We start from the raw sequence: 22,610 nt of genomic DNA on the forward strand, positions 1-22,610 counted from the left end.
TGAAACGCAAAAAAGAGCACAAAATAGTGCTCTTTTTAGTTTCGTTTGCTGAGGTTCGAGCAATCTAATCGATGAGGCTGCTCGAGTTCCTAGGTCAACGATTAATGATTAACGATGAGCTGAATACTCAGTATTACTCTTCGTCGTCATCGTGCAGTTCAGACCAAACCTGTGCACACTTGATTGCACGCTTCCAGCCTTTGTAACGGCGGTTACGTTTCTCTTCGTCGTGGTGCGGCATGAAGGTGCGGTTAAGAACGGCTTTGTCTTGAAGCTCGTCAATGCTGTCCCAGAAACCAACCGCTAGGCCAGCAAGGTAAGCGGCACCAAGAGCCGTTACTTCCGTTACTTCAGGGCGGTGAACCTCAGTATCAAGCACGTCTGATTGGAATTGCATTAGGAAGTTGTTCGCTACTGCACCACCATCAACACGTAGGTTTGCTAGCTTGATGCCAGAGTCCGCTTGCATCGCGTCTAGTACGTCACGCGTTTGGTAAGCAATACCTTCCAAGGTTGCACGGATGATGTGGTTAGAGTTAACACCACGAGTCAGGCCAACAATCGTACCGCGAGCGTAAGCATCCCAGTATGGTGCGCCTAAACCAGTAAACGCAGGGACTACGTAAACGCCGTTTGAAGAATCTACTTTGGTTGCGAAGTACTCAGAGTCTTCTGCGCCAGCCAGTAGTTTCATTTCATCACGTAGCCATTGGATTGATGCGCCGCCCATGAATACTGCACCTTCCAGTGCGTATGCAGGTTCGCCTTTAGGGCCACATGCCAGTGTGGTTAGAAGGCCGTTTTTCGATGTGACTTTCTCTTGGCCTGTGTTCATCAGTAGGAAACAGCCCGTGCCGTATGTGTTTTTCGCTTGACCAGCTTCAACACACATTTGACCGTAAAGCGCTGCTTGTTGGTCACCCGCAATACCCGCGATTGGAATACGAGTACCGCCTTTACCACCAAGGTTCGTTTGGCCGTAAACTTCAGAAGAGCGTTTCACTTCAGGCATCATTGATGCTGGAATACCCATCTCGTCTAGTAGCTTGCTGTCCCAGCATAGGTCGTTGATGTTAAACAACATAGTACGTGATGCGTTAGTGTAATCCGTAACGTGTACACGGCCTTGAGTCATCTTCCAAACCAACCAAGTATCAACCGTACCGAACAGTAGCTTACCTGCTTCAGCGTCTTCGCGAGCGCCTTCAACGTTGTCTAGAATCCATTTTACTTTTGTACCTGAGAAATACGGGTCAAGGACTAAACCTGTATTGTCACGCACGTAGTCTTCTAGGCCACGTTCTTTAAGTTCTTCACAAATTTCTGCAGTACGACGACATTGCCATACGATAGCATTGTATACCGGCTTGCCTGTCTCTTTGTTCCAAACGATGGTGGTTTCACGTTGGTTAGTGATACCGATACCCGCTAGCTCGTCGCTGCGAATGCCTGCTTTAGCTAGAGCTTCAACCAATGTAGAGCTTTGAGTCGCCCAGATTTCCATTGGATCATGCTCAACCCAGCCAGCCTTTGGATAAATTTGAGTAAATTCTCGTTGAGAAGAGCTTACGATGTTTGCATCGTGATCGAGGATTACAGCGCGAGAGCTTGTAGTGCCTTGGTCTAGGGCAACAATGTATTTTTGCTCGGTCATGGTAAGAATCCTTTTTGTTCCGTTATTTATATTTTAGTAAATGTAAGGTCGCTTGGGGTTAAGCTTGAGCTTGTTCAGCTTCTTCTTCTGTTTCACATTGGTTTGGAATTGTGCAGCCATGGCCTTCCACTGGTAGGTGAGCACCGATAACACGTGGGTACAACCAGCCACCAAAACACGCACCAGCGATAGGAGCAAGAATTGGAACGATGAAGTAAGGAATATCACGAGCACCAGTCAATGCAAAATCCCAACCTGCAAAGTAAGCGAAAAGTTTTGGTCCGAAGTCACGTGCAGGGTTCATAGCAAAGCCAGTTAGTGGACCTAAAGAACCACCGATAACCGCGATAAGAATACCGATCAGTAGAGGGTTCATTGCACCGCGAGATGCGCCGTTGTTCTCATCACCTAACGCTAAAATGGCAAACATCAACACTGCAGTAATCACGAATTCCACAGCAAAAGCGCCGAAGAAAGAAAGTGAAGCATGTGGGTAAGTCGAGAAGATACCAGCAGTTGATAGTGCGTCTTGGCTGCTACGAACGAAGTTATGTGCGATTTCGTAGTCAGTAAATAGGTTGCTGTACAGGCTGTAAACCAATGCTGCAGAGCAGAAAGCGCCAAGCAGTTGCGAAATGATGTAAGGCACCACTTTCGCTTTATCAAAGCCATGGAACATGGCCAGTGCAATCGTTACGGCTGGGTTGATGTGTGCGCCTGAAACGCCGGCAGTACAGTAAATTGCAATCGCAACACCGAAGCCCCAGATGATGCTGATTTCCCATTGTCCGAATGTCGCACCAGTTAATACCAGAGCGGCCACACAGCCAACGCCAAAGAATATGAGTAATCCTGTACCGATAAATTCAGCCAAGCATTGCCCAAATAAAGAAGGGTGTTTGTTTGTTGTCATGTTCGAGTCCTTTTTAGTTTTGCTTATCTAGCACGTGTATTGTGCATATATTTGCGAACTCGAAAATAAACGAACATCAAAAGTGAGCGTTTGAGCATAAAATTGTTAATTAAAGTCACTTGAAATGTTAATCCGAACACTTTTGCTCGGAAAAGATGCTCGCATGAACGTCATTGCTCGAATTGATAGGTTGCGAAGCCGCTCAAACTACCTATATGTAAATGAATGCGCAACTGGTACGAGGAGTTTATGTTTGGATTTGTGATGTTACTTCGTGAGTGGCGGATTATTAGACTTAATTAGGGAGGGCTGTGTGATGTTTTTGCTATGTAACAAGGGAGTTAACAAATGAGCTTATATGCATAAATGAATAAACTGCCAACTATGTTGTAGTTTGGCAGTTTTCATTTGGGTGTATGTTCTTGTTATACGAGACGAACTTACCGCTCTAAACCAGAGCTGCCACTTTTCCTTTCGCTACCAATTGATCTCGAACCGAGTCGTATGCCCAGTTGAACGCAATCGCGTAAAGCACGAAGAAGATAACTAGGCCGATGTCCATGAACAGTACGGTTAGGAAGTCGAGTTGTAGAACCCACATCAAGACAGGTAGAGTCACGGTCATTAAGCCAAGCTCAAAACCTAACCCGTGCAGGATACGTGTTTTCTTGGTTCTTTTGCTTCGGTCTGCTCCGTAAATTTTGTCGTAGCCATAGTTGTAAACGTAGTTCCAAGCCATTGCTATCAATGATATTGCGAGCGCTAAGCCTGCCATTTCACCTGCGCCATTTCCTGTAACATAGGTTGCAAGCCCTGCCATCAAAACCAAAGCAACCAATTCAAATAGCACCATGTGCAACATGCGTTCTTTATGTGACATTTTTCTAACTCTCTTTACGATTAAATAGCCGCCGATGGGCTAATGACTTGGCTAAATAATATCTACTTAAGTGATAATATAAAGATAGTTAGCATCACATATAGTGATAGTAAGTTTTGGGAGACACCGAATGTACAACATTGAACAACTGAAAATGTTTGTGTATGCCGTTGAATTAGGGTCATTTTCTGCCAGTGCTCGTCAACTGGGTAAGGTACAGTCGGCGGTGAGCCAAGGCATTAGTAATCTTGAAATAGATTTTAATGTTGAGCTTTTTGATCGTTCAACTCGAAAGCCTTCACTAACCAAAGCGGGCGAGCAGTTATTTAAACAGGTGAAAGCGATCGTGCTTCAGGTTGAAGATCTGAATGTGACGGTTAGTGCGATGGGCAGCGGTGAAGAGGGGCTCATCAAAATTGCATTAGATGATTCACTATTGGTCCCGAATCTATCTAAGATCCTTAGTCAGTTCAGTCAACAATTCCCTGCGACTGAAGTGGAACTGGTTGCGTGTACCACGACAGAGGTCAATCCGTTAATTATCGAAGAGAGGGCCGACATTGGATTAATGTTTACTAACTTGGCTTTTGATGTCGGTTCTGAGCCTTGCTTTATCGGTCACTTACCGTTTATTGCTGTGTGTCATCCAAGTCATGCGCTCGCAAAAACAGGTGTGGCGAAACTCTCTGACTTACTCCCGCATCGTCAGTTAATGTTGAGGGGAGACAAAGGTAAGGTGATGGATCAGTTTCCGCTGATTGCCGGAAAGGTATGGTGGTCAAACAGCTTTATCGTCATTAAAGAGATGATTCTTGGTAGCGATATCGGTTGGGCATACTTACCGAAACACCTTGTTGAAGAAGAGCTTATTAAACAGCGCTTGGTAGAGGTGAATGTGTCATTTGACCATAAAACTTGGTCGCCTCCGGTTGATCTTGTTCTGTCTAAAACACGCTCAAAAGGTCCTGCATTACTTTGGCTTGAACAAGCATTGAAAGGCCTATTAGACGAAACTGAATAAAGAAAAGGCTCACCGTTTAACGTGTGAGCCTTTCTGTTCAAAGTGATGCTGCTTTTTGTTAGTTCTAGTTCTAGTTCTAGGTGTAGACGTAGATGCTATACGCTAGGTTTAACCGTCTGACCGTTGTAGTACTTGTCTTTCATCTTAAGCGCCACGTTCACAAGGTAAATCAGCACAGGGACTTCAATCAGTGGACCGATAACGCCTGCAAACGCTTGGTCTGAGTTGATACCGAATACTGAGATAGCCACGGCAATCGCTAGCTCGAAGTTGTTACCTGTTGCTGTAAATGCAATTGATGCGTTCTTGTCGTACTCGATGCCCATCTTTTTACCGATGAAGAAACTGATGAAGAACATCGCAGTGAAGTAGATAGTCAGTGGAACCGCAATTAATAGAACGTCCATTGGCAGTTCAACAATCATTTCACCTTTCAGGCTGAACATCAGAACGATGGTTGCCAGTAGTGCAATCAGTGTGATTGGAGAGATGCGTGGGATAAATACGTCGTTGTACCACTGCTCGCCTTTCATCGACACAAGGATCTTACGGCTTAGGAAGCCCGCTAGGAATGGGATACCTAGGTAGATAAGTACACTGTGTGCAATGTCGATCATCGAGATATCAACCAACATGCCTTCGTAACCAAATACTGGTGGAAGAACGCTGATGAACAACCACGCCATAAAGCTGTAGCTCACCACTTGGAATGCACTGTTTAGAGCAACCAATGCCGCGCCGTACTCTTTGTTACCGCCGCCGATGTCGTTCCAAACCAGAACCATCGCCACACAACGAGCAAGACCAATCAGAATCACCCCAACCATGTAACCTGGGTGGTCTCCCAAGAAAGTTAGTGCCAATACAAACATCAGAATTGGACCAACGATCCAGTTCATGATCAAAGAGAGCTTAATGGCTTTCTTATCTTTTACCACAGTGCCTAGCAGGTTGTAGTTAACCTTAGCCAGAGGTGGGTACATCATTAAGATAAGGCCAATCGCAAGCGGAATGTTAGTGGTGCCAACAGACATTGAATCGTTCCACTGTTCGATCTGTGGGAATAGGGTGCCGAGTAGTACACCAAGGCCCATGGCAATAAAAATCCACAGTGTTAAGTAGCGATCTAGAAAACCTAACTTTGGTTTCATGATAATCTCTCTTAGTTGATATCGTAAATCGTCGAAAAACGATTGGTTGTGGCAAAAAAACACGCTTAAAAGTAAAGGCTATCAAAGCCGATCATTCAAGCGTGAACTTCTATTTTAAAATGCTGTTAAATATCGATTCGAAGCGTTGAATATTGTCGCGGTCGATGCGGTAACACATCTTCGGCGGAATCGACTCAGCCGTAATAAAACCTGAGGCTTTCAATATTCTTAAGTGCTCTGATACCGTTGATTGAGCTAAACCCAATTCACTCACCAGATCACTGTTCAAGCAGCCGCCCGATTTTTCTAACGTGGAAAGGATACTCAATATACGTATTCTTGCTGGGTGAGCGAGTGCTTTCGCCAGTGCGGCCATTTGCTTTTCTGCTTTAGCATCACCGTGTTCGATGGGCAGAGAACAGCCACCAGATGTCGAGCAAGTTGAGTTCATATTGACGTCTCACTTTCATTAATCGTTAAAAGACGATTAATGATAAGCCTATTTTAAATAGGGGTCAATGCTCACTGTCTATTTGAACGAACTCTAAGGTGGCGATTCAGGGACTATGGTTGAACTCTGCTTTGACTCAGCTACGCAAAATGGCGTGAACATCGATTAAACGCCATTTTGCTCGGTTATCCGCTAGTTAAGAACGGTATAGCCTCGGTTGATCATACAGTTACGATTCACTTGAAACTTCTGCTGCTCAGATAGCTCGGCGGATTGTCTTTTTTGAGCACCGTGCTTTAAAGCGCCGCTGATAATACCGATGCCAGCACCAATTTTTGCACCATCATGACCACTCCCGCCAGAGACGGCTCCACCAACCGCACCCAGCGCTGCACCCTTAGCGGTTGAACCGACAATATCGCTGCCAAGAGAATCGACCTCTTCAGGCTTCACTTGTTGAGCGTATTGCTCACATTCATACAGATCGGCGTGATACTGTGTTTCATCAACACCTTTAGTATCGACAATGATTTGATTAGCAAATACTGAACTTGATGCTACAAGCAATATCGCTGCGATTGGAGAGAATGGAAATTTCACAATATAGACCTCTAGAGTATTCATTGCATTGTTAAAGTGACGTGTAGTTCTCGATGAAATCAAGGCGATGATCGGTGTACTCACCAGAATCCAACATCTTAGATAACCCGCGAAGCGTGTTGTAAGGCTGAGAAACGGCCACCATGTTAATGAGCCAATACGGAATATCGCCACCTGGATCACTCAATACTCGATAAGAGATATGGGTGGTGTTTTCGTCGATTGGTGTCAGGATCCAACTCGCCTCTAATTCAGCCACTCTGATGATTTTTTTATTATTGTTTGGCAGGTAATCAGGCCTACCATGCTGATCAATGGTGACAACCATCGTCTCTGGATCTTGAGTGATGACGTTCTCTACGATAGCTTCACGATCGGCAACTGGCCAAGGTGCCTTGGTATAGGTTTTGGTGATCGTGTGCGCCGCACTAAAATGCTCTATTTCTTCCATGTCATCGATGTTTTCTACCCATTGCGTGCCAACAGAGGTATCGATAAAGAGTGCGATAATAGAAGTGAGGGACGCGTTGATGTCGCCTTCTGCTCGAAATTCTTTAAAGTGACTGCCTTCAATTTTACGGTTATAAACCTCGATGCCTTTTTTATCGCGTGCCAGTGACCAGCCATCGGTGTCTGATGCAAACACCGAAACTGAACAAGCAAGAAGAAGCAAAGTAATAATCTTATTCATCATGTTAATGAGCGCCCTTTCCAGCTGATTTTATTGGTTTTAGATAAGCGGTAACTGTTCAGCACGAGTAGGCTTTGAACACAAATACCGAAGGGTACGGTTAACGCAAATTTTGCGGGAACAAACAGTTCCTTAACCAAAATGAAGTAGGTGACGATCGACACCAAGAGCATCACAGAGCTGACAATGAGCGAATAAGCATGAATGGCAGAAATGTCACTGATGAAGGCGTTCGCCGATACCAGCATCAAAAGCGGTCCCGCCCATGCGATGATGTTGGCTTTGATGAAGACTTTTAAAGCTTGTGCTTGCGATTGACAATTCACAATAAGATTCATGTTTTTGGAAAAGCCAGCCCAGATTGAGTTGAAGTCTGAATACATGTGCGTACTCATTAGTTTGTCTGCAAATGCCCAGAAAATCTTAAATCCATTGACCTTCATGACTTTTGCAAAGGCGATGTCTTCCGATATCGCGTTTGCTACTGCGGCGTGTCCACCGACTGCGTCGTAGGATTTTCGGGTAAACAACATCGCCTGACCGTTAGCAATCGCTTCTTCCTTAGTCATGTCGTTCGAGTTTTTAAAGTTCATATAAGATGCGATCGATAGAAAGATGCCCGGCAAGGTCGCTTTTTCTGCCACAGACGCAAAAGTTTGTTTTGGATTAAACGATAAGAGATCAGTTTTTTGTTGGATAGCAAAGTCGATAACGCTCTGTAGCATCTCGGGTGCTGAATCGGTATCTGCATCAATGAAATACACATATTCACCGCTCGCGTTGAGTGCGCCAGCCATACATGCATTGCTCTTACCAAGCCATCCGGTCGGTAACGTTCTACCTGAAATACAGCGCGCGTTAACGTCGAACTTACTGATCAATGCTTCTACTTTTGCACGGGTTGAGTCAGTAGAAAAGTCATCAACAACAATGACTTCAAACTTGTCTTTTGGGTAGCTCTGCTTCAATAGAGAGCCAAGGCTGATTTCAATATTGTCTTCTTCATTTCGCGCAGGAATAATGACGGAAACAGTCGGCCACTCAGTTCTTTTGAACGATATTTTAGGTTCAATGTGAATACGATGGCGCTCTAAGTTCGCAAGTGTGATTAGAAACTTGACGGTAACGATGCAAAGCAAGGTCGTAATAATAGCTAAAATCATAATGACTGTGGTCGGAATAAAGTGATGGAGAGACGGGAAAGAATATAGTGGAGTGTGATCTAACGCACATCTCGTATGTAGGACTTAACCCTTCAAACTGGAATGCGCTTCTGTTAGCGTTTGCCTTGGAAAGATGTGAGACAGTGACTGACAGGCGGTAAAATAAGCATTGTATTCACCAGCGACTCTAGCGATATAATCGAACCCAGAACCGTTACTCAAGATAACGAATGATCATAATCCAATAATAGGTACGCCCGACATGCCCCAACAAAACATCAAATTTATCGCGACTGATATGGATGGCACCTTACTCGATGAGCATGGAAAGCTCGACCCTGAGTTTTTCAATCTTTATGAGCGCTTAGAAGCGCAAGATATTATTTTTGCTGCCGCGTCTGGCCGCCAGTATTACAGCTTGCTAGAAACATTTTCCCCGCTTAAAGATCGCATGATGTTTATTGCTGAAAACGGCACATTAGTGATGCACAAAGGCCAAGAACTTTACAGCTGCTTGCTTGATACCGATGCCATTAAAGAGATCATTAAAGAAGCTCGAGCTATTGAAGGCGCGCATGTGGTGCTATGCGGTAAGAAATCGGCATACATCGAAACCAAAGATGAGCGTGCTCTGGCGGAGATCTCTAAGTACTACCATCGCCGTGAGCAAGTAGAAGACTTACTGGCGGTAGAAGACGATTTCATCAAGGTGGCTATCTGTCACTTCGACGGTTCACAAGAGAAAGTGAACCCAACTATTGATGCCAAATTCGGTGAGAACTACCAAGTGGTTGTAAGCGCAAAAATTTGGTTAGATGTGATGAACGCTGAAGCGTCAAAAGGTGCGGCGATTAAACATCTACAGAACACATTAGGTTTCACTTACGAGCAGACCATGAGCTTTGGTGATTACCTAAATGACTTGGAAATGCTTAAAGAGAGCTACCACTCTTACGCGATGGAAAACGCGCATCCAAAGTTAAAAGAGATCGCGCGTTTTGGCGCGCCAAGTAACGTTGACGCGGGTGTGTTCCAAGTACTTGAGAAATTGCTAGCGTAACGCTCTTAAGCTAGATTCGATTTTTATCAAAGCCAACTCGTGAAAATGAGTTGGCTTTTTTGTTGGCTGCTGTTGTATTGAGTTAAATTTGAACGAGTGTTCAGCTTGTTGTAGTCTAACCAGAAAGATGGGTATTCACTTTGAATTGGATACGCCTTAGTAACGATATTTGGAATGATTATGAGCAAGAAACTTCAACTTGATATTATTTCTGACGTAATGTGCCCGTGGTGCATAGTCGGTTACAAAAACTTAGAGCTAGCCGTTGCGGAACTTGGTTTAGAAGACCAGATTGAACTTGAATGGCAGCCGTTTGAGCTTAACCCTGACATGCCGCAAGAGGGCGAAAACCTGCGTGCCCATATCATGAGAAAATACGGTTCTAGCGCAGAAGAGAGCCAACGTTCACGAGAACAGCTTTCGGCTCGCGGCCGAGCGGTTGGTTTCGATTTCAATTTCTATGACAGTATGAGAATGGTCAATTCACGTCATCTACATGTACTTCTCGATTTTGCACTAGCGCACGGCAAACAGACTGAGTTAAAGCTACGCTTCTTTGCTGCTCACTTCACAGAGCAAAAAGACCTGTCCGATCTTGAAGTCATTGCACAAGAGCTTGAAGCGGTTGGCTTAGACTCAACGAAGGCACTGAAGCGCCTAAAGAACACCGACAACTTGAAGCAAATTGAAGCGCAAGAGTTTGAATGGCAACGCATGGGGATCTCTGCGGTTCCTACTGTGGTGTTCAACCGTAAGAGTGCAGTAACGGGCGCGCAGACGGTAGAAACCTACAAGCAGATTCTTCAAGAGCTTATTGCTGAATCATAAACGGATCATTGCTATCAATTAGAGTCTGAATTTCATGGAATCACTGTCACTCGCTCAAGCGCAAAAACTGGTATTGCTTTCGCAAAAGCTGCCGCCTAAGAAGTTGCCACCTAAAAAGCAACGCAATGGGGGCGCTTTGGCGAACACGTTGTCTGCGATTGAAAACCTTGGCTATGTGCAAATTGATACCATCTCTGTGATTCAGCGAGCTCACCACCACACGCTTTGGAATCGCAATCAAGATTACCAACTGAACCATCTTGATAAGCTGTTAGAGCGTCGAGAAGTATTTGAGTATTGGTCGCATGCCGCCGCGTATTTACCCATGCGTGACTTCCGATTCAGCCTACACCGCAAGAATGGCTTTGCGAGCGGTAAGCTCAAGCATTGGTATAAAAAGAATGACGCACTGATGGCTCATGTTCTCAAACGTATTGAGAATGAAGGGCCGTTGATGGCGAAAGATTTTGAAGGGGATAGGCCAAACCCCGGCGGTTGGGGCGGTAAACCGGCCAAGCAAGCATTAGAAACATTGTTCATGCAAGGCGACTTAATGGTGCCAAGCCGAGTTAACTTTCATAAGGTGTATGACCTAACCGAGCGAGTTTTACCGAGCGGAATTGATACCTCTGAGCCGACAGAACAAGAGTACATCGAGCATCTCATAAAGCGTTACTTAGAGGCTAACGGAGTTGGAATAGCGTCGGAAATGAGCTACCTACTCAAGAACACAAAGCCTTTGATTCAGAGAGCACTCCAACAGATGCTTGAAGATAAGCAGGTTCTGAAAGTAGATATTCAAGGCTCTGATTACTATGTCCTGCCAGGTGCTTTTGAACTGCTGAATCAACCTCTTTCCAGAACCAAGCTTAAGATACTGTCTCCGTTTGATAACCTGCTGATTCAACGAAAGCGAATGCAATCATTGTTCAACTTTGATTACCTCCTAGAATGCTATGTTCCAGAGGCCAAGCGTCAGTTTGGTTATTTTAGCTTACCGATTCTGTGGCAAGGTGAGCTGGTGGCACGAATGGATTGCAAGGTCGACAGGAAGAGTGGTTTGCTCAATATCCGTAACTTGGTTGTGGAAGAGCGAATTAAAAACCATGAGTTGTTGGTTCATGCTTTATGCGATGAACTAAAACACTTCATGGTGTTCAACCAATGTGATGATATGATCGTCCATAACACCACGCCCTCAGGGCTTGGCAGTTACTTGATGAGCCAATGGCAAACAGTCTAGCGGTCTTTGTTGTTTAGAAAGCGCTTAGTTACTCAGCAAACGCAGCTAACAAGAACTCGACAAAGGTTCTGTTCTTCAACGACAGTTGCTTGGTTTTGTAGAGCAAGTGAATCGGCTTTGGTAACGGCGCCATGCCGGGTAGGATTTCCAACAGCGCTCCACGATCAATCTCTTCTGCGACTAAGATAGTCGGTTGCAACAACACGCCCACACCCTGCAGGGCGGCATACCGCAACACATCACCATTATTCGACATCAAGCGCACACGTTCTTTATTCGGTGTGGCGTGAGGAGCTTGGCTGCTGTAACTGAATCCAAGCGATGGGTGTTGTGCCAAGTCTTCTAATACTCTGATTTCAGCATGTTGGTTTAGGTAAGCGGGCGCCGCGCAATAACACATCTCATAATCCCCTAAATACCTTGCGACCAAGCTTGAATCGGACAGGTCGCCAATTCGCACAATCAGGTCAATGTCGGATGAATAAGGGTCGACAAGGTCATTATTCAACATCAGCTCAACGTTGATGGTTGGGTGATGTGCGAGAAATTTGGCCACGATAGGGGCGAGCACCTTGTTTCCATAGGTAACTGGGCAGTTAATTTTTACCGTGCCTTGCGGTTGATTTTCTAAGGTTTGAATCAGGTTCTCTGCATTGCTGATGTCTTCGAGAATTCGCTTACACTCACGATAGTAAAGTTGTCCTGAATCGGTTAACGATTGCTTACGCGTGGTGCGGTGGATCAGCTGAGACTTCAAACTGGCTTCTAAGGAATGGACATGTTTGCTTATCATGGTCGCCGACAGGTTGAAGTGGTTTGCGGCGCTGCGAAAGCTACCTTGTTCCACCACATAGACGAAGACTTTCATGCTGGTTAACTTATCCATTGAACATTCTTGGTTGATAAACAATAAACAAAACGTGAGTTTATCAATTATTAGGGGTTAATTATATTAATGGCAAACCGATAATTAACTAAAATAAGAGCGTGCAATGCCTCAAACGAATGAAACTATCTTTGTTACTGCCGAACTTAAGATCAAAACCAACATAGAACGAGCAGCTGCGCTCGAAGCTATCGAACAGTTTTGTTTAGACATGCAAAGCGAACGGGGCTGCCTACAAGCAATTGCAACCTATGATCAAAGCCAAAGCGATCGTGTGATCTTGCTTGAGCAATACGTAAACCGCGAGGCGATCAATCAGCACTTTGTGATGCCTCATACCCAAGCGTTTATTGAGCGTGATATTACCGAGTTGGTTCAAGCATTCGAAACGCAACGTGGGCCTATCAAAGTACAAGAGCAGGAGATCTAAGACATGAAATGGGGAATCCTAGGAACCAGCTTTATCTCAGGCGTAATGGCGGATGCGATTAAAGGCGATGCTCAAAGTGAGCTGTATGCTGTTGCTGGACGCACAGAGAAAACACTCAATGAGTTTGCTGCCCAATACCAGCCAACACGAACCTTCAACAACTATGAAGCCTTGATTGAAGATGAGTCGGTCGACATTATCTACATTGCTCTGCCAAACCATGTTCATCATGAGTATGTGATTAAAGCGGCTCAAAAAGGCAAAGCGATCTTGTGTGAGAAGTCTCTGTCGGTAGATATGGAAAAAACCGAGCAAGCTTTACAAGCCGTGAAAGAAGCGGGCGTATTCTTTGCTGAAGGTTTGATGTATTTAAACCATCCACTTGTCACCAAGCTTCATCAAGAACTGGCGACTGGTGAGATCGGTGAAGTGCGCTCAATTCAAGGTTCCTACGTTGCGGCGATTGAGCAGTTCGTGAATCCTGCAAGTAAAGGCGCGCTGTACAACCTTGGCTGCTACCCAATGTCGCTGATTCACTCTGTTGCACAGCAGCAATTTGGCGAGAGTGTGTTCGATGATGTGCAGATCTCTGCAATCAGCCGACGTGGCCAAGATGGCAATATTTGTGAATCGTCGGCGATGATGCATTTTAATGACAGCTTTACTGCTCAAATCCATACTGCAGAAGACCACGGCTTAAAGCATGGCTTCACGATTCTAGGCAGCAAAGGCTGTATCACGCTAGATACTAATCCATGGCTACCGACGGCAGAAAACACGTTTACGGTAGAGATCTATGAGACGTCGACACGTGAAGTGAAAGTCGAAGCGCAAGGCGATGGTTTCCATTATCAAGTGCGCAATATCCGCCAAGCGGTTGAGCAAGGTGACACACAACTTGCTGCGCCGATGGCGACTCATCAAGACTCTCGCGTAATCATGAAGTTATTAACTGATTGGGAACAAGCGGCGAGCTAATGTTTTAGTAAATTCTATACTCGTCTCATGTTTGATCGCCTCGTAAGCTATCAAACATGAGGCGTTTCCTCTATATCTTCTAGTCGACTCTCCCCAATAAATACTTTGCATTTGAAACCGCCACAGTGTCCAATATCAGGTAGTACGAAACTGACCGAAAAACCTTATTTTTTAAGGTGTTAAATAGGACCTTTACCGCATGCGTAAATCAGATAAGAAAATCGAGAATCAAATCAGAGACGTGTTAACTGACGTTTGTGAAGACACGCTGAAAGGCTTCGATGGTTTTTTGTGGGTGACTCACTCGGCCAACTTCTCTTCATTTCCGCAAAGTTTGAAAATTGTCTGCGTATTCGATACCAATCAGGATAGAACGAACTTCTTAAGTGGCGAAGGTCAACAGAGTGTCTCAGGGGCTATTCAACAAGCGTTCAATCAAGTTGGAATTCAACTGAAGAATATCGATAAGCATGTTAGCTACGATACGCAAGAAAATTGCGATCGCGACCATCAAGGGAAGTGGAACAAGAGGCTTTAAGGAGCGTTGTCATCGTTCTTGTTTAGACAGCCTATCTAAATTGAGTTTCAATAGTGTGGCGCTCAAACTGAGATTCGATACAGCAAATCCAAGTCCTATTCTGAGTTCTAGGCTCTGATAACTTCTCATCTTCCAAACCGTATTATTCTCATTTTGAGAAAATCTGAGCTGATTTCTCGTTAGCCGGAGATACTTGGTTTCCAAATAAAATTAAAATCACAAAAACTTATATTTTCCTTAATGCATTGATTTTGAATCGGCATTTGCTCGTTTTACTTGCCACCGATGAAACAAGACAGACGAGCACTTGAACAATAGAGCCATGTAGTCGATACTTTTTTCGTATTTTGATTCCTAAATTGACACGTAAGTTGGCTGACTTTTCGTTTTGTGATTTAAGGCATGACAGTATCGATTAGGAAATTTGAATCATGAAAACCTACATTTCTGGGCTGCTCGCACTCATACCGTCATGTTTAATCGCTGGTTACGCTTTTGCTGTTGGTACAGCGGTTGTGCTGCCAGGGCAACATGAAGTTGGTGTTGATCTTTTGGGCTCCCCACTATCTACGAATGCCGTCATTGATTGGGAAATTTCCAACAGTGATATTGTGTTCGGAGCTTATGCCGACAAAGCCGACAATGAGCGGGCCACGACAATTGGTTATATGTACAACCAAGTCATGGCGATGAACTCGGGTTGGTTGGAGAACGATCTCCGTAACCAAGCTGAGTTAGAAGGCCTCAATTTCGAAGACTATTTTCTGCACTTTTCTGAAGATACTGTCATTGCCGAAGTTGATAAAACTCATGGCGAAAAGACCCTTTTAAACCGAAAACCTATGATCTTGGGTTATACAGCCAGTGAAGACCATGCTGGTTTTTGGTTGTATCAAGAGCCTCCGTGGGATGCCGATGTGTTTGAGAATTTCGAACAGGGTGGGGCTTTGTATGTCTATCATGCTGAACAGTTCGAACGGCTGACCTTTAAGTTCTCACAGTTTGCTGGCAGCGGTGAATTTTGGATTGAATACCCAACTGCTATTGATTCTCAGGGTAGGGTTTCACAATGGGAAAGGCTTGATGTAAAGAAAGACAAAACGCTCAATATGACCAAAAACCAATCGGTGGTCTGGAACCTTCCGGATAACTGGTTAAGAGCCACAACTCATGATGGGAGCGGTGCGAGTTATGGCGGCGGCCAGTATTTTGGTTCAACCTTTTTGAGAGGTGGTGGGCGCTTATACGTTGTGAGAGTTCGTTGGCAAAGTGAGAACGCCGACGACAGGCCGCGTTTAAAAGAAGTGAAACTCAAGAACAGCTTTCCAACCGTCAAGTTAACCGACGCTCCGATTACAACGCCGGACGGCAATGCTATCAGCCAATGGCGAAAAATCCGCGGCTTTGATGTGTCTGCAGACCTAGATGGCGATAACTACTTGTCGCCAAGTGAGTATCGAAATCGAACCAATAAGAACGCGACAGCGCGTTTTCGTTGGGAATCAAGAGTGGTGCCATTTGGTCGAATGTGGAGCGCTAACTCATCTTGGTCGCTAACGAACGTCGCAAACGCGGATTATCTATCTGCTATTCATCGCTACTACAAGCAAAGCTGGGCAAGCCAAGGTTTGAATGGTGCGTACAACGACGACACAAATAAGCTTATTGGTTCGAATCAGTTCTATGTTCACTCTGGCGGGCATGTTCAAGAGTTAGGAGCTGTTGCGGGTTCGAATCAAGCGGATGATCTCTATAAACAACAATTTTCAGCGTTTCTGAAAAATCTATCTGCTTTAGAAAGTGATGCGTCGATTGGGTTGAATATCGGAACCGCGAACTTACTGGGTCGAAATGGACAGTCTCATCTTAGCGAGGCGGGATCTCTGTATTTACGCGAGCACTACATTTTTCCGTCTACTGGGTTTAGTGGTTACTCGGGGATCTCTAAATTCTGGGATAATTCTGCGCTCGCCTACAATGGGCAAAGTGTTATTTTTCAGGCGACAACGCGTTATGGGCGAGTTCAGTATCTTGGAAATAGTGAAGATAATTGGAAGCAAGACCAATACTCGACCCTAGCGATCTACCACCTCAATCGACACGCTCAACATAGCTACTTTAATCAGTGGAACAATGGTTACGTCTATGGAAGTGGCAATACGACGGCTGACACTTTCTGGCAAAGTGGTGTCCCTAAAAACATCGCCTACCAACCCAGTTCGTTATTGGCCGTTGACTTGGGAGAGCCGAGTCATCAAATCCCACATGGCTTTGCGCCGATTCCTTTGATGCTTTCGACAACGACACCTCAGCCTACTGACTACACCATCGTTGGCGATTCCTCGATGAACGAAATGGTGCATGCTGATCTGCCCAATGGTATCACTCACGTTCTACCGACGTTCACGTACTTTATGTATCAATCTGAAAATCAGGTGGTTGCTGGTGGCCCTGAGGACATGGTGTTAGCGAGAGAGTTCAGCAATGGTCGTGTGTTGTATCGCACGGATTTCCACGGTAAGAATCCGAGCTTTTATGACGCGGCAAAACTCACCATCGCGCTGGATGTTCCAATGAAACCTGTTGATGCTAACGGTAACGTTGGTGACTATGTGAGTGAAATCGAAATTGGCGGTTATGAAGGGCTGTTCTTACTTTATTAGAACCAATGCGAGTGAGTGCTCTCGAACCAGAGCAGACTAGAGCTTAGGTTCGGGATATGAGCTTATTCTTTTTACACTGCTTAAACTCTTTGGCGATCCACGATTGCTCGTTTAAACCATTGTCGATTAGAGCAAAAAGGTAGCCATCGACTTTGCTTGAAGCTGCTGGATATTCTTGAAAAGCGTGCTTAGGGTAGCCGGGGTAATCTGTCTCGTATTGAGCGTCTAACTGCTTACCGAGTTGACGCCATTTTACGAATAACTCCGAAGAAGACGTCTCAACCTTATATTGCCCCAAAATGCGTTGGTGATGGGTTAACGCCACTTTAGCGCAGTGGTTGGTCTGTACGACTTTTTGTATCAATTCAACTTGTTCTTCACTCATGGTTTTCGCCAGTACATTCTCTTGTTCGATGCGCGCCATTCGTTCACCAAACGTTTCAGCATGGGTGGAAAACACAAAAGTAAGCGGTAAAGCCAATACCAAAAGACGCTTGTAGAACATAACCAAACTCGTTAGAAGGATTCGCGGCTATTATGCCGCCCGCCGCCAATATTATTAATGAATATAAACGCTTAATTGTAAGAATTATTTTTATCGAGTGGATAAATAGATGATTTTGGAGTTGTGGTATTCAGGCTCTGAATGTTTGGTTGGTGAGCCTGAAATTTGATGAGGGATCCGTTACGAATTAATGACCTTGATGCCTTTGTCTTGAAGCTCATCAATCACACTACTCGAAAGATCAATGTCGGTGATCACGCCATCAAGCGCACTTAAATCTAAGGCGTGGAAAGTAGCGATACGTCCGTATTTGGTTGAGTCTGAAATCAGATAGTTTGAATGAGCTGCTTGAACAATGGCTTGTTTGACTAATACCTTATTTTCACAAGGTGTCGAGAGCCCTTTTAGATTCCAAGATGAAGAAGAGATAAACGCAATATCAATATTCATCCCTGCCAAGAACTCAGCTACTTTTCCCCCAATACTCGATTGATTTTCACGGTCAATCTTGCCACCAGTATGGTAAATCTCAGATTGTGTGCTGTTCATTAGGTATGCGGCAATCGCGAAGTCATTGGTGATGATAAGCAGATCATCTCGCCCTGCAAGTTGGTGAGCGATCTCCAAAGAGGTTGTTCCAGCGTCTAAGTAGATAGTCGAATACTCAGGAACCAATTGAGCAGCTAGTTGACCTATTTGAGCTTTTTCGCTTGCTTGCTGTTCTACCTTGATGTCGTGTGACAATTCGCTGTGAAGTGCTTTAGTCAGCTGAACGCCACCCGAAACTGAAATCACTTTCCCTGATGTCTCTAGCTTTACGATATCTCGACGAATAGTCATATGAGACACCTCTAAGTGCTCAACAAGCTCAGAAATACTGATCACTTCTTGGTGTGATAATAGTGACAAAATGGTTCTCTGACGTTCCGCTGGAATCATGATTCTTCTTCTATGTTCTTATTTTTCATCATCCTATCAATCTTTGGTTGTTTTGTGAATATCTGTGAATATCTGTTGTGAAATAGCAATTAGAACTGTGATTGCTGCCGAAATTACCCTTATCTAATGCCTCTAAAGGGTTAAATCACTCATTAATGTTAACTTTTGTTAAATGTGTGACTTATCACTAAGTCGCATTCGATTTCTTCACATATAATCACAAACATAAACAAGAATTAACAAATCTAGAATTCAATAATTACGTGAAAGGCATCTTGCTATGAAAGAAGTTCAATCTGTTGGTGTTATCGGTTTAGGTTCTATGGGCATGGGCGCAGCGAAGTCATGCGTGCGTGCAGGCCTTGATGTATATGGTTTCGATTTGAATCCGCAAGCGCTTGAAAACTTGGGTGAATATGGCGCAAAAGCGGTCTCTACAAGCGCGGTTGAGTTTGCCGACAAACTTGATTCAGTTTTGGTATTGGTTGTGAATGCAGCTCAAGTTAACACGGTACTGTTTAAGACTGGTCTTGCGGCGGCACTGAGACGTAACACGCCAGTTATGGTCTCGGCAACGATCTCAGCAGAAGACGCGAAACAAATCGAAGCTCAGCTTGCTGAACATGATCTTGTGATGCTGGATGCGCCAGTGTCCGGCGGTGCAGTAAAAGCAGAAGCGGGTGAAATGACGATTATGGCTTCAGGTGCGGTGACCACATTTGAAGCACTGGCTCCGGTACTTGATGCAACTGCAGCTAAAGTCTACAACATCGGCGAGACCATTGGCCTTGGTGCGACCGTTAAGATTATCCACCAGTTACTAGCAGGTGTTCATATTGCTGCGGGCGCTGAAGCGATGGCACTAGCCGCACGCGCAAACATTCCGCTTGATTTGATGTACGACGTTGTTACGAATGCAGCGGGCAACTCTTGGATGTTCGAGAACCGCATGAAGCACGTAGTCGATGGTGATTACTCTCCAAAATCTATGGTTGATATCTTTGTGAAGGATTTGAACTTGGTATCAGATACCGCTCAAAACCTGAAATTCCCACTCCCATTATCAAGTGCTGCACTGAACATGTTCGTTAGCGCGAGTAATGCTGGATTTGGTCAAGAAGACGACAGTGCAGTGATAAAAGTCTTCCAAGGTATTGACCTGCCGGGTGTAAACACGGCAAAGGCGGAGAAATAATCATGTTATTAGGTGTTATTGCAGACGACTTTACAGGTGCAACAGACATTGCTGGTTTCTTGGTTGAAAACGGTATGCGCACTGTTCAACTGAATGGGATTCCAACGGGAGAGTTTGACACATCAGCAGATGCTGTGGTGATCAGCCTTAAATCTCGCTCTTGCCCAGTTGACCAAGCGGTGACGGATTCGGTTACTGCGCTTAAATGGCTTCAATCTCAAGGTTGCCAACAGTTTTACTTTAAATACTGCTCAACGTTCGACAGTACCGCTGAGGGCAATATTGGTCCCGTAACAGATGCACTTTTGGCGGAACTTGGAGAATCTTTCACTATGGTTTGCCCTGCATTGCCAGTAAATGGTCGCACGGTTTACAACGGTCACTTGTTTGTTTTTGGTGAGTTGCTCAGTGATTCAGGTATGCGTAATCACCCTGTTACACCAATGACGGATTCAAGTGTGGTTCGAATGATGGACGCACAATCAGAAGGTGTTTCCGGTTTAGTTAACTTTCAAACGATTGAACAGGGCGCTGATGCGGTTACCGCTCGTTTTAACGAACTCAAAGCTCAAGGTAGTCGCTATGCCGTGGTAGACGCATTTAATGCAGAGCACTTGGTGACGTTAGGTCAAGCGGCTAAATCTCTGAAACTAATCACAGGTGGCTCAGGCCTAGCTGCTGGTATCGCTAAAAATTGGACAGGACATCTTGCTGACCAAAGTGATGCAAAACATGCCGGTAGCCCAGTCAAAGCACCAACCGTTGTGTTCTCTGGTTCTTGTTCAGTGATGACTAACCAACAAGTTGCGGTATACAAGCAGCTTGCTCCTCACTTTGCTATCGATGTGAAGGCTTGCTTAACCAATGATCAATACGCCAATGATGTGTTCGATTGGGTGATGACCAATAACCAAGGCGAGTTTGCTCCTTTGGTTTATGCAACCGCAGATGCCGCCGCACTGAAAGCCATTCAAGAAGAGTATGGCGCGCAAGCTTCAAGCCACGCCGTTGAACAGTTTTTTAGTCAACTCGCTATCAAACTGCACCAACATGGTGTGACAAACTTCATTGTTGCTGGTGGTGAAACATCAGGCGTAGTGACGCAAAGTCTAGCCGTGAAAGGTTTTCATATTGGCCCTCAAATCGCACCAGGTGTGCCTTGGGTTAAATCGGTCGAAGGTGAGCTATCACTAGCGCTAAAATCGGGCAATTTTGGTGATAAAAACTTCTTCGCTAAAGCTCAATCATTCTTTTCATAAGCGAGATTCAAATGAGTAAAGTTTTGATGAACGAGCAGCAGTTAAGAGAGCAAATGGTCACGCTCGCTCGTTCAATGTTCGAACGAGGTTACGCCACTGGTGGTGCAGGTAACCTGTCTATCAAATTACCTAATGGGCATTTTCTAGCAACACCAACAGGCTCTTCATTTGGTCGCCTTGTCGCTGAGGAATTGTCGGTTGTTGATATCGATGGCAACCACATCTCAGGTAAGAAGCCTTCTAAAGAAGCGGCATTCCACTTAGCGATTTATAGAAATAATGCAGAATGCAATGCGATTGTTCATTTGCATTCTACTTACCTTACCGCGTTGTCTTGCCTTGAAGGGTTGGATCGTAATAACGCGATTAAGGCTTTCACACCGTATTTCGTGATGCGAATTGGTGAGTTACCAGTGATTCCTTACCTACGTCCGGGTGACCCACAAATCGCTGAAGAGTTGGCAAAACGAGCAGGTGATTATCGAGCATTTTTGTTAGCAAACCACGGCCCAGTAGTAACAGGCACTGACTTTGTTGATGCCGTTGATAACGCTGAAGAGCTAGAAGAGACCGCCAAATTAGCATTCTTATTGAAAGGGAATGATATCCGTTACCTAACGGACGAAGAAGTGATGGATTTAAAAGGGAGAGGCAAATAATGGCTAAGTTCGCAGCAAACTTAACGATGTTATTCACAGAAGTACCATTTCTAGAGCGTTTTGAAAAAGCACACCAAGCCGGTTTCAAAGCTGTTGAATACCTATTCCCTTATGCATTTGAGGCCGAAGAGCTTGCAGCAAAAATGCAGAGATTTGGTTTTGAGCAGGCGCTTTTTAACATGCCTCCAGGTAATTGGGATGCGGGTGAGCGTGGTTTTGCCGCTATTCCAGATCGTGAAGAGGAATTTAAAGCTAGTGTTGATACGGCGCTTATGTACGCGACAGCTCTGGGCTGTAAAAAAGTCCATGCAATGTCAGGCATATTGAATGAGAACTTTACTAAGCAACAACACGTTGAAACCTTCATCTCAAACATTCGTTTTGCGGCTGATAAGTTTGCTGAGCAAGGCATCGAATTGATGATTGAACCTCTTAATAGCCGTGATGTTCCGAACTATTTTGTGGCGCATCAACGTGACGCTGTCGAACTGATTAAGTTGGTCGATAGACCAAATGTGAAACTTCAACTCGACCTTTATCACGCGCAAATCATGGATGGTGATTTAAGTACTTTGATTCGTGAAGTTGCTGCTTATACCGGTCATATCCAAATTGCTTCTGTACCAGAGAGGCATGAACCATCGGAAGGCGAACTGAACTACCCACATTTATTTAGTGTTTTGGATGATTCAGGTTACCAAGGTTGGATTGGCTGTGAATATAACCCAAGAAGCACGACAGAAGAGGGGCTTAGCTGGGTAAAAAGTTATTTATAGCGCGGTGTGAATGGCGTTTATATGTAACGAATCATAAAAGTAAAAACTGATTTAGATAACACGGCTTACAGGTAAGCCAACACATAACGATAAAGTGCAATGGGTGACCCGGTATCACCCATATGCA

Annotated in this window: 23 protein-coding genes; 12 read left to right on the forward strand and 11 right to left on the reverse strand. The window is 44.8% G+C overall.

Annotated elements, in window-relative coordinates; all coding sequences use genetic code 11:
* Window positions 1-133 precede the first annotated feature (133 nt).
* From glpK to F0229_RS11715, 3 genes are all read right to left on the reverse strand, one after another.
* On the reverse strand, window positions 134-1,654 hold the full coding sequence (gene glpK, locus F0229_RS11705) for a glycerol kinase GlpK (protein WP_017069710.1): 1,521 nt from the start codon (window positions 1,652-1,654) through the stop codon (window positions 134-136).
* 58 nt (window positions 1,655-1,712) lie between these two features.
* Window positions 1,713-2,567: an MIP/aquaporin family protein gene (locus tag F0229_RS11710; RefSeq protein ID WP_017069711.1), complete on the reverse strand. Its 855-nt coding sequence runs from the start codon at window positions 2,565-2,567 to the stop codon at window positions 1,713-1,715.
* A 448-nt stretch (window positions 2,568-3,015) separates the two neighbouring features.
* Window positions 3,016-3,447: a PACE efflux transporter gene (locus tag F0229_RS11715; protein ID WP_171732913.1), complete on the reverse strand. Its 432-nt coding sequence runs from the start codon at window positions 3,445-3,447 to the stop codon at window positions 3,016-3,018.
* A gap of 130 nt (window positions 3,448-3,577) precedes the next feature.
* Here F0229_RS11715 and F0229_RS11720 point away from each other — a divergent pair, with 130 nt between their 5' ends.
* Entirely contained in the window at window positions 3,578-4,468 is an 891-nt protein-coding gene (locus F0229_RS11720; protein ID WP_171732914.1) for a LysR family transcriptional regulator, read from the forward strand.
* Between the two features lie 95 nt (window positions 4,469-4,563).
* Here F0229_RS11720 and arsB read toward each other — a convergent pair whose 3' ends face one another.
* From arsB to F0229_RS11745, 5 genes are all read right to left on the reverse strand, one after another.
* Window positions 4,564-5,619: an ACR3 family arsenite efflux transporter gene (gene arsB, locus F0229_RS11725; protein ID WP_017065681.1), complete on the reverse strand. Its 1,056-nt coding sequence runs from the start codon at window positions 5,617-5,619 to the stop codon at window positions 4,564-4,566.
* A gap of 109 nt (window positions 5,620-5,728) precedes the next feature.
* Entirely contained in the window at window positions 5,729-6,070 is a 342-nt protein-coding gene (locus F0229_RS11730; RefSeq protein WP_017064015.1) for a helix-turn-helix transcriptional regulator, read from the reverse strand.
* Window positions 6,071-6,262: 192 nt separating this feature from the next.
* Entirely contained in the window at window positions 6,263-6,670 is a 408-nt protein-coding gene (locus F0229_RS11735; protein ID WP_029235181.1) for a glycine zipper family protein, read from the reverse strand.
* Window positions 6,671-6,701: 31 nt separating this feature from the next.
* Complete coding sequence (locus F0229_RS11740; protein WP_171732915.1) at window positions 6,702-7,364, reverse strand: START domain-containing protein; 663 nt, start codon at window positions 7,362-7,364, stop codon at window positions 6,702-6,704.
* The gene (locus F0229_RS11745) at window positions 7,361-8,524 is read right to left on the reverse strand and encodes a glycosyltransferase family 2 protein (RefSeq protein WP_136973634.1); all 1,164 of its coding nucleotides are present in this window, start codon (window positions 8,522-8,524) and stop codon (window positions 7,361-7,363) included. Before F0229_RS11745 ends, F0229_RS11740 begins: the two co-directional genes overlap by 4 nt.
* A 262-nt stretch (window positions 8,525-8,786) precedes the next feature.
* On the opposite strand from F0229_RS11745, the gene F0229_RS11750 reads away from it, so the two are divergent.
* The 3 genes from F0229_RS11750 (at window position 8,787) to F0229_RS11760 (ending at window position 11,655) form a co-directional block, all read left to right on the forward strand.
* Window positions 8,787-9,584: a Cof-type HAD-IIB family hydrolase gene (locus tag F0229_RS11750; RefSeq protein ID WP_017069716.1), complete on the forward strand. Its 798-nt coding sequence runs from the start codon at window positions 8,787-8,789 to the stop codon at window positions 9,582-9,584.
* Between the two features lie 180 nt (window positions 9,585-9,764).
* Window positions 9,765-10,412, forward strand: coding sequence for a DsbA family oxidoreductase (locus tag F0229_RS11755; RefSeq protein WP_171732916.1), 648 nt, complete (start codon window positions 9,765-9,767; stop codon window positions 10,410-10,412).
* A 34-nt stretch (window positions 10,413-10,446) separates the two neighbouring features.
* Complete coding sequence (locus F0229_RS11760; protein WP_171732917.1) at window positions 10,447-11,655, forward strand: winged helix-turn-helix domain-containing protein; 1,209 nt, start codon at window positions 10,447-10,449, stop codon at window positions 11,653-11,655.
* 28 nt (window positions 11,656-11,683) lie between these two features.
* On the opposite strand, the gene F0229_RS11765 is transcribed toward F0229_RS11760, so the two are convergent.
* On the reverse strand, window positions 11,684-12,541 hold the full coding sequence (locus F0229_RS11765) for a LysR substrate-binding domain-containing protein (protein WP_017069718.1): 858 nt from the start codon (window positions 12,539-12,541) through the stop codon (window positions 11,684-11,686).
* Window positions 12,542-12,647: 106 nt separating this feature from the next.
* On the opposite strand from F0229_RS11765, the gene F0229_RS11770 reads away from it, so the two are divergent.
* The 4 genes from F0229_RS11770 (at window position 12,648) to F0229_RS11785 (ending at window position 17,150) form a co-directional block, all read left to right on the forward strand.
* Window positions 12,648-12,971 carry a putative quinol monooxygenase gene (locus F0229_RS11770; RefSeq protein ID WP_171732918.1) on the forward strand — a complete coding sequence of 108 codons (324 nt, stop codon included), beginning with the start codon at window positions 12,648-12,650 and terminating at the stop codon, window positions 12,969-12,971.
* 3 nt (window positions 12,972-12,974) lie between these two features.
* Window positions 12,975-13,949, forward strand: coding sequence for a Gfo/Idh/MocA family protein (locus F0229_RS11775; protein ID WP_171732919.1), 975 nt, complete (start codon window positions 12,975-12,977; stop codon window positions 13,947-13,949).
* Window positions 13,950-14,148: 199 nt separating this feature from the next.
* Entirely contained in the window at window positions 14,149-14,487 is a 339-nt protein-coding gene (locus F0229_RS11780; RefSeq protein WP_171732920.1) for a Fis family transcriptional regulator, read from the forward strand.
* A gap of 431 nt (window positions 14,488-14,918) precedes the next feature.
* A complete protein-coding gene (locus tag F0229_RS11785) occupies window positions 14,919-17,150 on the forward strand; it encodes a hypothetical protein (protein WP_171732921.1) in 2,232 nt (743 codons plus the stop codon).
* Between the two features lie 43 nt (window positions 17,151-17,193).
* Here the strand turns inward: F0229_RS11785 and F0229_RS11790 are convergent, their stop codons facing one another.
* Together F0229_RS11790 and F0229_RS11795 are read right to left on the reverse strand one after the other, a co-directional pair.
* Entirely contained in the window at window positions 17,194-17,655 is a 462-nt protein-coding gene (locus F0229_RS11790; RefSeq protein ID WP_171732922.1) for a hypothetical protein, read from the reverse strand.
* A 180-nt stretch (window positions 17,656-17,835) separates the two neighbouring features.
* Window positions 17,836-18,594: a DeoR/GlpR family DNA-binding transcription regulator gene (locus tag F0229_RS11795; protein ID WP_017072299.1), complete on the reverse strand. Its 759-nt coding sequence runs from the start codon at window positions 18,592-18,594 to the stop codon at window positions 17,836-17,838.
* Between the two features lie 280 nt (window positions 18,595-18,874).
* Here F0229_RS11795 and ltnD point away from each other — a divergent pair, with 280 nt between their 5' ends.
* From ltnD to otnI, 4 genes are read left to right on the forward strand one after another with little or no spacing between them, the layout of a single operon-like run.
* Entirely contained in the window at window positions 18,875-19,789 is a 915-nt protein-coding gene (gene ltnD / locus F0229_RS11800) for an L-threonate dehydrogenase (protein WP_171732923.1), read from the forward strand.
* 2 nt (window positions 19,790-19,791) lie between these two features.
* A complete protein-coding gene (otnK, locus tag F0229_RS11805) occupies window positions 19,792-21,048 on the forward strand; it encodes a 3-oxo-tetronate kinase (protein WP_171732924.1) in 1,257 nt (418 codons plus the stop codon).
* An 11-nt stretch (window positions 21,049-21,059) separates the two neighbouring features.
* Window positions 21,060-21,707, forward strand: coding sequence for an aldolase (locus F0229_RS11810; RefSeq protein ID WP_171349682.1), 648 nt, complete (start codon window positions 21,060-21,062; stop codon window positions 21,705-21,707).
* The gene (otnI, locus tag F0229_RS11815) at window positions 21,707-22,483 is read left to right on the forward strand and encodes a 2-oxo-tetronate isomerase (protein ID WP_171732925.1); all 777 of its coding nucleotides are present in this window, start codon (window positions 21,707-21,709) and stop codon (window positions 22,481-22,483) included. Before F0229_RS11810 ends, otnI begins: the two co-directional genes overlap by 1 nt.
* Window positions 22,484-22,610: the final 127 nt, after the last annotated feature.

Source organism: Vibrio sp. AIC-3 (assembly GCF_013114515.1).
In the GTDB taxonomy this organism is placed as follows: domain Bacteria; phylum Pseudomonadota; class Gammaproteobacteria; order Enterobacterales; family Vibrionaceae; genus Vibrio; species Vibrio crassostreae_C.